Source organism: Acinetobacter sp. 1294243 (assembly GCF_000588015.1).
In the GTDB taxonomy this organism is placed as follows: domain Bacteria; phylum Pseudomonadota; class Gammaproteobacteria; order Pseudomonadales; family Moraxellaceae; genus Acinetobacter; species Acinetobacter pittii.
Genome location: NZ_JFXG01000005.1, coordinates 122,969 through 137,850, shown reverse-complemented (window position 1 = coordinate 137,850; position 14,882 = coordinate 122,969). Strand labels below are relative to the sequence as shown.

Sequence of the window (14,882 nt, the reverse complement as noted above, 5' to 3'; positions counted from 1 at the left end):
GTTGAGCTGCGTTTTTTTATGCCTATGTTTTAACAGGCTTTACCTTCATATTGAATTGACTCGGCAATGTCATTTTTAAGCTGGAAAATCACTTTGCAATTGAAATTAATATCATAAGAATTGCCGCTCAGATTTCCTGATTGGACAGGAATAGAGCTTCCTCTCATATCAACATTACTCACCATCGGAATAGGAATGCTTAAAGGACGCAAAATCGTATAGATGAGCTGATTGGGTGTTTTTTGCGGTGTATTGGCGACTTGAAAACCAAGACTACGTAGATTGATATCTTGTTGAATGGTCGCCGATGATTTTCCTAAAAAGCCTTTTAAATATTCCTGTAAATCTACGGATTGACGTGGGTGGCTAGCACAACCGTTAAGACAAATAATGATGAAAGATAATAAGCCAATTTGGCAGCGGGTATATATGTTCATTTTTCTCACTATATGAAATTATATTTATTATTAAAGAACAATAGGTTGTATTTACAAGCTTGTAAAGTAAAAAAGGAGGATTATGATAAATGGAAGGTAAATTTGTCTTTCGATTTATCAATTACTTCCGAACTACTTTAATAATAATTTTATAGAAAACTTAAGGACGAATAGTATGAGAAAAATAGTTTTTGCTTTTTTATGCAGCTTTGGCATGACTTCAGTCTATGCAGATAACTGTGATAGTGCCCGCAATACTTACGATGATATTTACTGTACAAATAAAATTTATGCGAGTGCTGATGCAGATTTGAATAAGAATTATCAAGCACTGCGAGTAAAGTTAAACACCGCGCAGAAAAATATTCTTAAGAAGTCTCAGCTTGCATGGATACGTCAACGTGACGCCGAGTGTACAGATTCAAATAGGAATAGTGTAGACGTGCAATGTCGTTTACAGACAACGCAAGAAAGAAACCATTGGCTGCAAGAAAGATTGCGTGAATGCCAAACGGTGGGATGTAAAACCAGTCGCTTAAGTGAATAAATAACGCAATAAAAAAGCCACATCATAAAGTGGCTTTTTTGCATTCACTAATTAGCGAGCACGGTACGTAATACGACCTTTAGTTAAGTCATATGGAGTCATTTCGACTTTTACACTGTCGCCAGTAAGAATACGAATATAGTGTTTACGCATTTTACCAGAAATGTGTGCAATAACTTCGTGACCGTTTTCAAGACGTACACGGAACATCGTATTAGGAAGCGTTTCGGTGACAACGCCTTCGAACTCAATGAGTTCCTCTTTATTGGCCATAGCCTACCTGATGATCAAATTGGAAAGGCGCAAATTATAGTCAATTTTTTTAAAAAAAACAAGATAGACACACTTCTGCTAAAGCATCTGGTTAAAGTATGACTAATAAAAAAAGATGTAATTTTTTTCACAAAAGAAGTGTAATTCTGTTGTCAGTTTGGTCAATCAACGCTAATCTAAAATCATAGTTATTAGGGACTGTTAATTGCATAAAGGTCAACAGCCCTAAATATCAATGAAGTATCTACATGGAAGGGCACTGCGTGGGTCAGCTAACAGATGCATCAGTTGTATTACGCTTTGGCTACCAAGCGATTCGTCGTGCGGGTTTGCCAACAGAAGAAATATTAACCAAAGCGGGAGTTGCTTTAAATCAGGTCGATACCAATGCACGTACACCGTTAAGTGCACAGTACGCCTTTTGGACTGCCGCTCAGGAAGTCAGTAAAGATCCAGACATCGGTCTGCATTTAGGTGAGCATTTGCCTTTGTATCGAGGGCAGGTGATTGAACATCTATTTATTAGTAGTGAAACCTTTGGTGAAGGCTTAAAACGGGCCTTAGCTTATCAGCGACTGATTAGTGATGCATTTGATGCAAAACTAGTAGTTGAAGAAGGACGTTGTTATTTAACCAATGGTGAACAGATTGGTGCTGACAATCTCGTCAATCGTCATTTCTCTGAATGTGCAATTTCGGGCGTGCTTAGATTTTTTAAGTTCATTACTGAAGGACAATTTCATCCTATCTTCATCGATTTTAATTTTAGCGAAGGAGCTTCTGAGGATGAATATTTCCGTGTATTTGGTTGCCCAGTTAGCTTAGGTCAGAAAGAGACACGTTTATATTTTGATCCAGCTATTCTAGATTTTCAGCTTTGGCAAGCAGAGCCTGAGTTATTGCAGTTGCATGAGCAGCTCGCGATTGAAAAACTACAGGAATTGGCTCGCTATGATTTAGTGGGCGAAGTTCGCCGTGCGATTGGTTCAACACTTGAAAGTGGAGAAACGACGCTAGAAACGGTTGCTGCTCAGTTGAATATTACTCCACGTCGCTTACGTACTCAGCTCAGTGAGGCAAATACCAGTTTTCAACAAATACTTTCTGACTATCGTTGTCGTTTGGCTAAAAAGCTTCTGGCAAATACCAATGAGAGTGTTGAACGTATTGTGTATTTAACAGGTTTCTCTGAACCAAGTACGTTCTATCGTGCATTTAAGCGTTGGACGAATGAAACACCTGTGGAATACCGTAAGCGTAAGCAGCATCGCTAGATAAGTATATGTAAAGTTGGCTAAGCTTACTCCGGTAAGTTTAGCCAATGTGGCCCAAGTGGTGGCTGCGGCAAATCAAACTGTTCAGGATAATTACACTGAATAAAATAAAGACCGTCGGGTGGGGCTGTTACCCCAGCCGCCTTACGATCCTGCGCCGCAAACATTGCATCGATATGATCAATCTCATACATACCTTGACCAATTTCGAGTAAGCAACCGACAATATTACGCACCATATGGTGTAAAAAACCATCTGCTTGAATATCTAAAACTAAATAGCGTCCATGTTCAAATAAACGGCAATGTTTTACATGTCGAACAGGCTGGTTTGATTGACATGCTGCTGCACGGAAAGTTTCAAAGTTATGCGTTCCTTCAAATTTACTAGCAGCTTTAATCATCTTTTGCACGTCTAGCTTTTGGTAAATGTGCGTAACTTGCTTGTGTAATAGTGCTGGGCGATGCGGTGCGTTATAGATGATATAGCGGTAACGTCGAGCAGTCGCTTTAAAGCGGGCATGAAAATTTTCATCCATCAGTTTAATCCACTGAATGGAAATATCTTTAGGTAGTTGACTATTTGCCCCTCTTAACCACCCCGTTTCTGGACGAATAGCGTTCGTGTCAAAGTGCGCCACCATATTTGTTGCATGTACTCCCGCATCAGTACGACCCGCACCGTGAAGTGCAATGGGCTCATCTGCAATTTTACTCAGTACACGCTCGATCGTTTCCTGAACGCTGGCAACGCCTGGCTGTTGTGTTTGCCAACCTCGGTATTGAACTCCGCTAAATTCAATACCGACTGCATAACGTTGCATGGCTTTACCTCTGTTTAATGCAAATTTTCGTTCCAATGGCTTAGCCATTGTTCTGGGGTTGGGTATTTTAAATAGATTTGAAGTGCTTTTGCATAGAGATCTGCATGGCTATGTGCATCACTGATGACAATTTTTGCAGTTTTGGTCCATGCACTAATCGCATAACGTTGATCAATACCACCGAATGTCACCTGAGTGGTAAGAATCGGAACACAGCCACGTGTGTAAAGCTCATCTAATGTTGCAAGTAATTCTTGGTTTACTGCAATATTGCCAGTACCAAAACCTTGTAACACTAAAAAGTGTGGTGGGGCTGAAAGTAAATGACGTAATTGCTGTACTAAGTGCTGTGTTGCAATGGGTTGCATCATCCAGTTTAAAATCTGGAAGGAAGCAGCTCGTTCAATTTGGGCATCTTGTACGATCAATTCATTTTGCTGAGGCGTAAACTCAGCTTCACTACTTAACCCTGAAAATGCATCGAGTTCAGTCGTATGCGTTTTTAATGCAGTCTGCGCGTGGAATACTTGATGGTGGAATGCGAGATAAGCACCCACAGGTAAAGCAATCACTTGTTCTAGTGCAAGATATAAGTTTTCAATTGCATCAGTAAATTCACGGGTGTTATCGCCTTGAATATTGAGTAACGGGTATTGGCTACCGGTGATCACAATATGACAGCTTTGGCCCAAAAAGCGGGCTAGGGTCGCAGCCGCATAACTGAGCGTGTCTGTACCATGAATAACAACGAAATGCTGATAACCTTCAAGTTGTAGTTGTTGTATACGTTGAATCAGGCGTAACCAATCAGGTGCCGTGCATGCACTGCTATCAACAATATTGGGTGCAGCAAAGCAGTCAACTGTTAAGTGTGGGGGAATCACTTTTTCAAGTTGAGGTAAGAATTGCTCATAAGGCATAGGAGCTAGAGGTTCACCAATGCAACCAAAAGTACCACCCATATAAAATAAGGCTATTTTTTTCATATTTTTGCAGGCATAAAAAAGCAGTCATCTCTGACTGCTTATGGTAAATCGAACAGTTCTAAGAAGCTATGCGATTAAGTAAGTTTTTCGCGCGTTGTTGTTGTTCTGTGTTGAATTTTTGCTCATTGCTTGCCAATAAGGCTTGAGCTGCTGGGTAGGCTCCTAACTTGATGTATTGCTCAGCTAGTTTTAGATCAAGTTCATTTTCATCTAACTGTTTTAATTCTGGAAAAGCTTCTACAAGGGGATCTTTGGTTTGATCTGGGGTAGTTTCTTCACGTACTAAGTCTACAAGGTTTTGAGTTTCAATCTCTGGTGCTGTAACTAATGCAGGCTCGTCTAGCGAAAACTCAAGAGGTGCGATTGAATTCGAGTCTAATGGCGCTTGTTCTACCAATTTAAGCTCATCTAATGATGAGATCTGTTCATTAGGTTTTACTTCTGGATCTTCATGGGTTAATTCAAGATTAAAATCCAAAGCATTGGTGTTCTCTTGAGCTGCTGGTGCTGCTATTGTCTGGTTTTTTTCCTCAGATTCATGCAGAGGTGCCAAGTCAAAAGAAAACTCTAGGTCAGCTAGCTCATTTGTTTCTTGAGATGGCGATAACTCTGATTTGTGTGTTGGTTGGCTGGTACTTTCGGTAGTCGTGGTTTGCTCAAATGAAAAGTTAAACTCTAAAGGTTCAACTTCAACAGCAGGTTCTTGCTTTACAGGGGTATAGTCTTGCTGCAATTCATCAAAAAAAGAAGTTTCAGAAGAACTTGTTGTTAATTGATCAAACTGAGCTGTTGCATCAGATGTATTTTTTGGCTCTTGGTATGTTTGAGCTTGAGGAAAATCGATCGCATCTGGTTGTCTTGATGACTCATATTCTTTTTGTCTGGCTTCTGCTTGAATGGCTATTTCATTGAGCGCTAAGCTACGAATATGGCTAATCAGTTGAGTTATTGCAAACTCATCTTTTTGTGCAATATGAATCTCAAGTAGCAATAAATAAAGTTCATGTTGCGTATTATCTTTTTTGAGCGCCTGATTGACTTGAGCTTCAGCGGCTGAGAATTGTTTTTCTTGAATAAGTAGCTGAATCTTCTGACGAACAGCGTCTGGAACAGGACTGCTTTGTGGAGTAGAGGGAATAGATTCTTCAACTACATTTACTTTAGTTTTTTCACGCGAGTTTTTACTTGATTTAGAGTTCGCTTTTTTATTGGTTTTTCTATTTATTGTTTTAGGGGAATTCGACTCTTGCTTTTGGCTATTTTCGCGTTTTTTTAAAATGACAGCGACCACGAGCAATATGATGAATGGAATCACATATAACATTACTTTCCCCTTAAAAAATAAATATTTGCAATATAAAGCGAGCTGACTCTGGTTTTAACTTAATGCTTTTGCTTATGAGTCTGTTGCTGTGCTTGTAACTGCTGTTGTAACTCTGCCAAACGTGCATTCAGAAGTTGAATACGTTGGTCTTTTAAACGTAAAGTTTGATTTAGTTTGGTTACATTCCTTTGTAATGTAACGGTTTTTTCTCTTGTTGTCATAACTTTTACTGCTAACTCAGTATTGTTTTGACTTTGTTGTGTGCTCTTTTTAGCACTTCCATGTGTAGAATTTTGACTGTTTTCAGCCACAATACTCATTTCGGCTTGTTGTAAACGGTATTTTGCTTTGCCAGAAGTTGATTTTGCAGTATGTGCGATATCTGTTTTTGACTTGTTTTGATGAGGTTTAGCTGCAGGAGAGTGAGCTAGGTTAAGTGCGATTCCCTGACGCAAACGATTTACATCACCTTGAATAAAAGCATGTCGGTTTTGTGTTTGAATATCATGCATGACTTTCGCAACAGGTTGTTTTGTTTTCGCGGCAATACGATTAGCAATGCTCCATAAAGACTCATTTCGCTGTACCACATATTTACCTGATGATGCTGGTCCTTTGTAGGAACTTAACGATTGTTTCTTCGCAGGATTTTGGTTAAGCGCTTTTTGAGATACAGATTTCTTTTGCGCTGTTAGATTTTTGACCGGAGTTTTTGGTGAATTATTTGTAGCTGTCTTAGCGCTGGTTGGTTTAATTTCTGTCTGATCTGGAGTAGTAGCTGTTGTAACTTGTTGAGCAACCTGAGTAGAAGGATTTGCACTAAGTGTATTGGATGAATTTGTGTTTATTGCTGGAGCAGTTCCAACGTTAATACTAAGACTGTGTTCATCATTTGAATTATTTGTAGTTGAGGCCGAAGTTGGTGATGCATATCTAGTACTTTCTGGCAGATTTAGAGCAATGTCTTTTTCATTGACAATAAACTGAGGTGACAAAGTACTTTCGTTATTTTCAGTCTTTTTTATAGAAGAAGGCTTAATTACGGTTTTGATATGCTGCAAACGTGTGGCAGAACCTTCACTAATTTTTACTACAATATTTAGTTCAGGATCAATCACAGGGCGAGATGAGGTAATTACAATAACCCCTGAGCCTTGACCGTTTTGGCGTGTATAAAAATTAAGATTTCCGGGCGGCTGATGAGTTACGCCTAACGCGCTTAAATCTTCAGGAGTCGCTAGACTGACTTGTAGATTAGCGTTGGGGTCAGCTTGTTGAAAATTCATTTCGGCATATAACAAATCGCCAGGTGCGGACTGAATTTGTATAGGGTCTAATGTAATCGCATAAATAGAAGGCGAAGACATAATGGTGAAAATGGCAATTTTTAATTTGTTATAAACAGTCATCTCAATCCATGACCTAATAAGTCGTAAAGTCATTCAAAATTATACAATAATGAAATGTAAATAAATTGTAAAATTTTCACAAACCAGTTACGAAAAAGCCGATCTAATGTGATCGGCTTTTTATTTTGACTGAATAATTCAAATCAAATTATGAGCTTTTGTATTCAACTAAAATACGTAACATACGACGTAAAGGCTCAGCAGCACCCCAGAGTAACTGGTCACCCACTGTAAATGCACCTAGATATTCTTTACCCATGTTGAGTTTACGTAGACGACCTACAGGCACAGTTAAGGTACCAGTTACAGCAACAGGTGTAAGGTCAGTCATAGACGCTTCACGAGTGTTTGGTACAACTTTCGCCCATTGGCTTGAAGTACAAATCATATCTTCGATTTCATCAAGCGGCACATCTTTTTTCAACTTGATAGTAAGCGCTTGAGAGTGGCAACGCATCGCACCAATACGGACACAGTGGCCGTCGATAGGAACAATTTGTGAGTTACCCAAGATCTTGTTGGTTTCAACCTGACCTTTCCACTCTTCTTTTGATTGACCGTTTTCAAGTTGCTTATCAATGTAAGGAATTAATGAACCCGCTAATGGCACACCAAAGTTAGCAGATGGGAAACCTTCACCACGTTGTAACTCAGCAACTTGACGATCAATATCCAAAATTGCAGATTTAGGATCATCTAACAATGTTTTAGTATTGTTATATAAGTAGCCCATACCAGTAATTAGCTCACGCATGTTTTGTGCGCCAGCACCTGATGCTGCTTGATAAGTCATAGCAGTCATCCACTCCACCAAATTATTTTGGAAAAGTGAACCTACACCCATCAACATAAGCGATACTGTACAGTTACCACCTACGAAAGTTTTGGTGCCGTTAACCAAGCCGTCTTTAATAACGTTAAGGTTTACTGGGTCAAGAACGATGATCGCATCATCTGACATACGTAAAGTTGAAGCTGCGTCAATCCAGTAGCCATCCCAACCAGTCGCTTTTAACTGTGGGAAAACTTCAGACGTATAGTCACCACCTTGACAGGTAATAATGACATCCATTTGCTTCAGACTATTAATGTCTGTAGCTTCCATAAGTGCTGGGGCAGTCTTACCACCAAATGAAGGAGCTTCACCACCTGCATTACTGGTAGAGAAATAAAATGGCTCAATATGAGCAAAATCATTCTCTTCAACCATACGTTGCATAAGGACGGAACCGACCATCCCGCGCCAACCGACCAGACCTACTTTCATGTCATTTTGCCTCGGTGCGTTAAAATTGTTAGGGGGAGTTGAGTGTATCAAAAGTGTCCACAACTGCAAGCGTTACAGAAACAAAACACCATCTTTATTGAGTAGAATATCTTGTTTATGTTACATACAAAATTGATAAAGATGACAAAAACTTTAAAAAACAAATCATCTTAAAAGAGAAAATTCAATGATTTATATCGAAGTTCTAGCTGGTCTGGTGATTTGGTTAAGTTTCTGGTCACTTATTCCTCGTGATGAGTGGTGGTTTCGTGGTGCCGATTTTCCTAGGTTGCAGATTCTATTTGTTGGTCTTTTAGCTTTTATAGGAATGCTGTTTTGGCCAACCGAATGGAATCTCTGGCGTGAAGTCGTGCTGGCTGCGCTCATTGCTGCCATTGCCTATCAGCTTAAAATGATTTTGCCCTATACCTTGTTTTGGAAAAAACAGGTTAAACAGGTGAAGACGTCTCAATTAGATCCACAAAAGCAGATTTCATTAATCGTATCGAATGTCCTTACTCCTAATGATAAGTATCATTTATTGCTTGAACAGATCAGGACATTAAAACCAGATTTACTACTTACATTGGAAAGCGATACGACATGGGAAAATGCTTTAAGAGAGATTGAAAGTGACTATCCTTATCGCGTTCCTGTACCCTTAGATAACCTCTACGGCATGCATTTATATAGCCGTCTACCTTTATCAAATACTGAAGTTAAATTTATTCTCAGTGATGAAATTCCCTCTATTCATACAACTGTGACTTTACGATCTGGTATGCCAGTTCAACTCTATTGTTTGCATCCTAAGCCACCTAGTCCAACTGAGGCGAAGGATTCAACTCTACGCGATGCTGAACTTTTAATTGTGGGCGACCAAATTAAAGATCTAGATGAAAGCTGTATTGTGATGGGAGATTTAAACGATGTAGCTTGGTCACGTACTACACGGTTATTTCAACGGATTAGTGGATTGCTTGACCCGCGTGTTGGGCGACATTTTATTAATACTTTTCATGCGGACTATCCTTTATTGCGCTGGTCTTTAGACCATATTTTCCATAGTACAGACTTCGGTTTAGTGAAGATGCAGCGTTTACCTCATATTGGATCTGATCATTTTCCTGTCTATGTGGTTTTGCAGACTGGTCGAATATTTGAGCATATTCAAGAGGAACTGGAACAAACTCAAGATGATGAAGAAGAGGCGCAAAGAGCCATCCAAGAAGGAATTGCAAAGGCTGAAGCTGAAGAAAAAGTAGTAACTGATAAAATTGCACAGCCTTATAAATAAAAAGAATATAAAAAGTGATGTAAGCAATATCGTACAAAGATTTGAGTCTAGGGCGAATAGGCAGAGGGTTATAAAAACCTTATTCTACATTCATCGGCACACGGAACCGGGAATGGATAATCCCACGTAAGGATACATAACGCTGATATGGAATAGCATCACGGATCAGATGTTGGAACGGAAACGATAAAAATAATTATTAACCTGAAAGCACAACCTCATTTACCCGAGTTTTGCAGGACGCAGAACTCGGGTTGATATTTTTATATACCGTATTAAATTTATTGCAAATCACATAAATATTTCCAAGTTTATCTTATTTTTAAAATCTATTTAATTCGCGTTAAGCCTCCATATGTTTTCATATACATCTGCGCAATTTTTAGTGAAAAAAGATATAAAATTTTTTTTATCTAAGTTTTTGTTTTTATAGTTTATTAAGGAATAAATATAGGCTTTGATTTATTTAAAGATAAATTGGGGTTGTTTAATTAATAAATCTCAATAGAATGTGCCGATCGTTGACATGTTGGATCGTCAACAGGCATTGTTTTTTACTTCGCCGGATCGGCGGGGTGTGGTTTGTTTGTACATTTAAATTTCTGTTTGGGAATTAGTGTGCATGTTGAGGTTTCACTCTTAGTTAGTGGTCTTCTCCCTCTCATATTTGATACTTTGCGGTGCATAAGGATTGTCTTATGAAGAATTTTAAATTTAGCCTTGCTTGGCAAATTTTAATTGCTTTAATCCTAGGGATAGTTGTCGGGGCTGTTTTACATAACCAGCCTGAAATCAGAGACAGTATTGTGAATAATGTTCTTGCCCCACTCGGTAAGATCTTTATTAGCCTGATTAAAATGATTGTTATTCCAATTGTTTTCTCTACCTTGATTTTAGGTATTGCAGGTGTTGGCAGTACGAAAAGTTTAGGGCGACTTGGTTTTAAAACCATTCTCTATTTTGAAATTATTACGACTATCGCTATTTTAGTTGGTTTGGTTGCGGCAAATATTTTCCAACCAGGTGCTGGTGTAGATAAAGCGATGTTAGTGACGACTGATATTTCGCAATATCAGCATACAGCTCAAGAAGTTGGTTCTCAGTCACATGGATTGGTACAGACAATTTTGTCCATGATTCCAACCAATATTGTTAACTCTATGGCACACGGTGAAATGTTGCCTGTGATTTTCTTTGCTGTGTTGTTTGGTATTGGTCTGTCTTCATTGCCAGCAACTACTAAAGACCCATTGTTAAATGTGTTTCATGCAGTTTCAGAAACGATGTTCCGGGTAACGCACATCATCATGAAATATGCACCTGTGGGTGTGTTTGGTTTAATCGCAGTAACTGTTGCTAACTTCGGTTTTACTTCACTCATTCCATTAGCTAAATTGGTAGTGTTGGTTTATGCTGCTATCTTTTTCTTTGCTTTTGTGGTTTTGGGTATTACCGCAAAAATGTTTGGAATCAACATCTTTATCTTGTTTAAGATTTTAAAAGATGAATTGATTTTAGCATTCTCAACAGCAAGCTCGGAAACAGTTTTACCACGTATTATGCAAAAAATGGAAGCTTACGGTGCGCCAAAAGCAATTTCCAGTTTTGTGATCCCAACAGGTTATTCATTTAACCTCGACGGTTCTACACTTTACCAAAGTATCGCAGCAATCTTTATTGCACAGCTTTATGGTATAGATATGTCAATCGGTCAACAGGTAATCTTGGTTATTACTTTGATGATTACTTCTAAAGGTATTGCTGGTGTTCCTGGCGTATCATTTGTTGTCCTATTAGCAACTTTACATACTGTTGGTATCCCGCTTGAAGGCTTAGCATTTATTGCTGGTGTTGACCGTATTATGGATATGGCTCCTACTGCTTTGAACGTTGTTGGTAAAGCACTTGCTGTACTTGTAATCAGTAAATGGGAAAAACAATACGACTCTGAAAAAGCTGCCGCTTATGAAGCAACATTTAAATAAGATAGCTTTCTTTTAGTTGTAAAAAAACCCGCGAATATCGCGGGTTTTTTATTGGGTTATTTCAAAACGCGTTGATAAAGTTCTAGTGTTTGATCACACATATCTTTTAAGCTAAACATAGTGACAGGAGCAACGATTTGAGGTTGTTCAATATGCTTTTTCACAGTCTCGATTAATGCTTTTTCATTTTCTGCTTCAACAAGACCTTGGGGGTATACATTCGATAAAATCTCGGCAACACCGCCACGGTTCCAGCCAACCACTGGCGAACCCACTGAAAGTGCTTCTAAGGCTGTTCTACCGAATGTTTCGGCTTGATTGGATAGAGAGAGCACAATATCGCTAAAAGCGAGCCATTCCCGAATATCTGAGCGATGACCTACGAAGGTAATTTTATCTGCGAGCCCTTTACTTTGAATAGTACTTTGCAATTCACTTAAGTAAGCTTGCTTTTTGGCATCAGCACCACCGACAACAACCGCATGTAGCTGAGGATATTGCGACTGAAGTTGTTGCATCAGTTCAATTAAACTTTCATGCCCCTTTAAGCGTGTAATACGACCAGGTAAGCAAAGTAAAAACTTATTTTCAAGCTCAGGAAAGTCATTAAAAACTTGGTTAAACCACTGTGCTGAGGGCTGGTAATTATGTGGAAAAGCGGCAGGGTCAATGCCTCGATAAATCCGCACAATATCTTGCGGTGGACAGTTTTTATAATGGTCAGTGATGTATTTAACCACGCTGTCAGAAACAGCAATCACTTTTTCAGCTTGAGTCATAATGGCACTATAACGATTAACCGAATAGAAACCATGTACAGTGCTAATGAGGTGAGGGCGTTTGTTTGCAGGTATTTTTCTTAAGGCAAAGTGAGTAAGCCAAGCTGGTACACGAGAGCGCACATGAACAATATCAGGTTGATGCTGTTCAATCAGCCGACGTAAAGAACGAATTTGCCACAAGCTTGAAAGTGATTTTTTATGAATTGGTAGCGTTAAGTGAATAGAACCTTCAGCTTCAAGTTGAGACACTAATCGTCCGCCATTAGACACAACCAGAGATTGATGGCCTTGTGCAACCAGTGCACGTGCAATTTCTAGTGTGCCGCGTTCTACGCCACCGCTATTGAGTTCTGGGAGAAGTTGCATCACTTTCATTGTTTTTTGCCTTATACATTTATAAAAGATGTACCATCTATAGATACATCATTTCAAACTAAATCATTATCCGGAATTTACTATCGTGCTAGCGACATGGATGTCGCTGTTTCGCTGTGTTACAAGGAGGTAACATCAGCGGAACAAAGGATTTTTGCTTACTTTTTATCCTTAAAAAGTAAGGTCTGCCTATTGGATAGTATTTGAATTTCACTTTAAATTAAGGCTGTGTCTGTCATCAATTTAAAATCATTACAGCGTTATCTTAATAAATCTCTTCATATCCCTCAGGACGTGTCTTAAAACGACGATGGAACCACATATATTGAGTCGGTGCGATGCGAAGCTGATTTTCAATAATTTTATTAACTCGAGTTGCATCATCGACTTCATCTTCAGTTGGCATATTGTCTACCGCAGGTTCAATCAAAATATGATATTTAGGGTCCTGTACATCACCGTGACGATAAAAATATAAAGGAACGGCAACTGCCTTAGAGATTTTTAGTAAACGACGATGAGCAGTTACTGTGGCCGCTGGTACGCCAAAGAATGGTGCCATCACCCCTTGCTTGAGTCCAAAGTCTTGATCGGGGCTATACCAAATGGCATCGCCATCTTTAAGGTGACGAATTAAACCACGCATATCATCATGGTCGATTTGTGCTTTATAAATGGTGCCACGGCAACGATAAATCAGCATATCGAGCAATGGGTTATTTTGAGGTCGATAGACAACATCTGGTTCAAAATACTGAGCACAAACATAGCCGCCAGCATCAAGAAGCGTGCTGTGAGTACCCAATAATAAAACACCTTTGCCCTGAGCTTGAGCATTGGTAATGTGTTCTAAGCCTTCAATGGTGACACGGTTTTTAAACCAGTAAGGCTTATACCATGCGTTTAATGTCTCAAACACACCAAGCATCATATCTACAAAAACTTGCTTAGCTTGTTGCTGTACTTTTTCGGCTGACCATTCGGGAAAGCAGACTTCTAAATTACGAATAGTTGTTTTTCGGCGAGATTTTAAATATCTCCAAGCAAGATTTGCTAAGCCATGAGCCAGACGCCACTGAATTGCCCATGGTAAAATAGCCAAAAGCATTAAAAAAACAATGGCAATCCAAATACCCCAATATTTAGGTAATAAAAAGGACCATTGAAATTCACCGGGCGTATAAGTCTGCTTTTGGCTCATAACGATATAAAGAATTCAAAATTAAAACTGGCAAAAGTGTATCACGAACTGAATTTATCGTCGTAATACACTGTTGAATTGAGTGGTTAAGATGAGGAAGTAAAACGCGGTTATCGACGATTTTCTAAAAGAATGCGAACAGCAAGACCAGCTAACACCGTTCCCATAAGCCAGCGTTGTATATTTGCCCAAAGAGGCTTTTGTTGAAGAAAAAGGGCAATGCTACCCGCGGAAAGTACAATTACCGCATTTACCGAGACGCTAACAAAAATTTGAATAGTACCGAGTTGAATGGATTGCCATAAAATACTGCCTTGTTGTGGGTGAATAAATTGTGGCAATAACGATAAATACATAATCGCAATTTTAGGATTAAGTAGATTTGTAGCAAAACCCATTAAAAATAGTTTAGCTGGAGAGTCTACTGATAATTGTTTTACATCAAAAATTGGGGATGCATTGGGACGTAGCGCTTTCCATGCTAGCCAGAGTAAATAAATTGCTCCTGCAATACGTATGGTGTCGTAAGCATAAGGAACTGCAACAATAAGCGCTGTAATCCCGAAAGAAGCGCAAAGCATATAAAATACGAAGCCAACGCCAACGCCAGCGAGTGAAATAAATCCCGCCATTTTTCCTTGGCAAATTGAACGAGAAATAAGATAAATCATGTTTGGGCCAGGGGTGAGCACCATTGCCAAACAGATTAATCCGAATGCTAAAATTTGAGAAAGATCTAGCATGAAAAATACTCGAATATTATTATATTGGTAGATATAACATAATTATTTTTATAAGTCTTATATTCAATCAGAGTGTTATTTAAAACTATTAAGTCTAACTAAACTTAATCACTTATCATGTACTTTTTATAGCTTTTTTGCTTTAAAAATTTATAGAT

General features: G+C 38.9%; 14 protein-coding genes. 4 read left to right on the top strand and 10 right to left on the bottom strand.

The window, feature by feature from the left end; translation table 11 throughout:
• Positions 1-29 precede the first annotated feature (29 nt).
• Positions 30-437, bottom strand: a complete 408-nt coding sequence (locus tag J655_RS12450; RefSeq protein WP_005079209.1) for a hypothetical protein — start codon at positions 435-437, stop codon at positions 30-32.
• A gap of 175 nt (positions 438-612) precedes the next feature.
• On the opposite strand from J655_RS12450, the gene J655_RS12445 reads away from it, so the two are divergent.
• Positions 613-984 (top strand): lysozyme inhibitor LprI family protein, encoded by a 372-nt coding sequence (locus J655_RS12445; protein ID WP_005079207.1) that lies wholly within the window; start codon positions 613-615, stop codon positions 982-984.
• Between the two features lie 51 nt (positions 985-1,035).
• Here J655_RS12445 and infA read toward each other — a convergent pair whose 3' ends face one another.
• Positions 1,036-1,257, bottom strand: a complete 222-nt coding sequence (infA, locus tag J655_RS12440) for a translation initiation factor IF-1 (RefSeq protein WP_001284370.1) — start codon at positions 1,255-1,257, stop codon at positions 1,036-1,038.
• Between the two features lie 263 nt (positions 1,258-1,520).
• On the opposite strand from infA, the gene J655_RS12435 reads away from it, so the two are divergent.
• A complete protein-coding gene (locus J655_RS12435) occupies positions 1,521-2,531 on the top strand; it encodes an AraC family transcriptional regulator (RefSeq protein WP_005066032.1) in 1,011 nt (336 codons plus the stop codon).
• Between the two features lie 26 nt (positions 2,532-2,557).
• Here J655_RS12435 and truA read toward each other — a convergent pair whose 3' ends face one another.
• From truA to asd, 5 genes are all read right to left on the bottom strand, one after another.
• Positions 2,558-3,355, bottom strand: a complete 798-nt coding sequence (gene truA, locus J655_RS12430; protein WP_005079200.1) for a tRNA pseudouridine(38-40) synthase TruA — start codon at positions 3,353-3,355, stop codon at positions 2,558-2,560.
• 14 nt (positions 3,356-3,369) lie between these two features.
• The gene (locus J655_RS12425; RefSeq protein WP_016805986.1) at positions 3,370-4,341 is read right to left on the bottom strand and encodes an asparaginase; all 972 of its coding nucleotides are present in this window, start codon (positions 4,339-4,341) and stop codon (positions 3,370-3,372) included.
• A 58-nt stretch (positions 4,342-4,399) separates the two neighbouring features.
• A complete protein-coding gene (locus J655_RS12420) occupies positions 4,400-5,665 on the bottom strand; it encodes a hypothetical protein (protein ID WP_005079197.1) in 1,266 nt (421 codons plus the stop codon).
• A gap of 59 nt (positions 5,666-5,724) precedes the next feature.
• Positions 5,725-7,074 carry a FimV family protein gene (locus tag J655_RS12415; protein ID WP_005079196.1) on the bottom strand — a complete coding sequence of 450 codons (1,350 nt, stop codon included), beginning with the start codon at positions 7,072-7,074 and terminating at the stop codon, positions 5,725-5,727.
• 148 nt (positions 7,075-7,222) lie between these two features.
• The gene (asd, locus tag J655_RS12410) at positions 7,223-8,341 is read right to left on the bottom strand and encodes an aspartate-semialdehyde dehydrogenase (protein ID WP_005079195.1); all 1,119 of its coding nucleotides are present in this window, start codon (positions 8,339-8,341) and stop codon (positions 7,223-7,225) included.
• A 187-nt stretch (positions 8,342-8,528) separates the two neighbouring features.
• Here asd and J655_RS12405 point away from each other — a divergent pair, with 187 nt between their 5' ends.
• Both J655_RS12405 and gltP read left to right on the top strand, forming a co-directional pair.
• Positions 8,529-9,638 (top strand): endonuclease/exonuclease/phosphatase family protein, encoded by a 1,110-nt coding sequence (locus J655_RS12405; protein ID WP_005079194.1) that lies wholly within the window; start codon positions 8,529-8,531, stop codon positions 9,636-9,638.
• A gap of 698 nt (positions 9,639-10,336) precedes the next feature.
• Entirely contained in the window at positions 10,337-11,623 is a 1,287-nt protein-coding gene (gene gltP / locus J655_RS12400) for a glutamate/aspartate:proton symporter GltP (protein WP_032052426.1), read from the top strand.
• Positions 11,624-11,679: 56 nt separating this feature from the next.
• Here gltP and J655_RS12395 read toward each other — a convergent pair whose 3' ends face one another.
• The 3 genes from J655_RS12395 to J655_RS12385 all read right to left on the bottom strand — a co-directional run bounded on the left by J655_RS12395 (position 11,680) and on the right by J655_RS12385 (position 14,724).
• Positions 11,680-12,780, bottom strand: coding sequence for a glycosyltransferase family 4 protein (locus J655_RS12395; protein WP_005079192.1), 1,101 nt, complete (start codon positions 12,778-12,780; stop codon positions 11,680-11,682).
• A gap of 265 nt (positions 12,781-13,045) precedes the next feature.
• The gene (gene lpxL, locus J655_RS12390) at positions 13,046-13,981 is read right to left on the bottom strand and encodes an LpxL/LpxP family Kdo(2)-lipid IV(A) lauroyl/palmitoleoyl acyltransferase (RefSeq protein WP_005066053.1); all 936 of its coding nucleotides are present in this window, start codon (positions 13,979-13,981) and stop codon (positions 13,046-13,048) included.
• Between the two features lie 110 nt (positions 13,982-14,091).
• Positions 14,092-14,724 (bottom strand): LysE family translocator, encoded by a 633-nt coding sequence (locus J655_RS12385; protein WP_032052425.1) that lies wholly within the window; start codon positions 14,722-14,724, stop codon positions 14,092-14,094.
• Positions 14,725-14,882 lie beyond the last annotated feature (158 nt).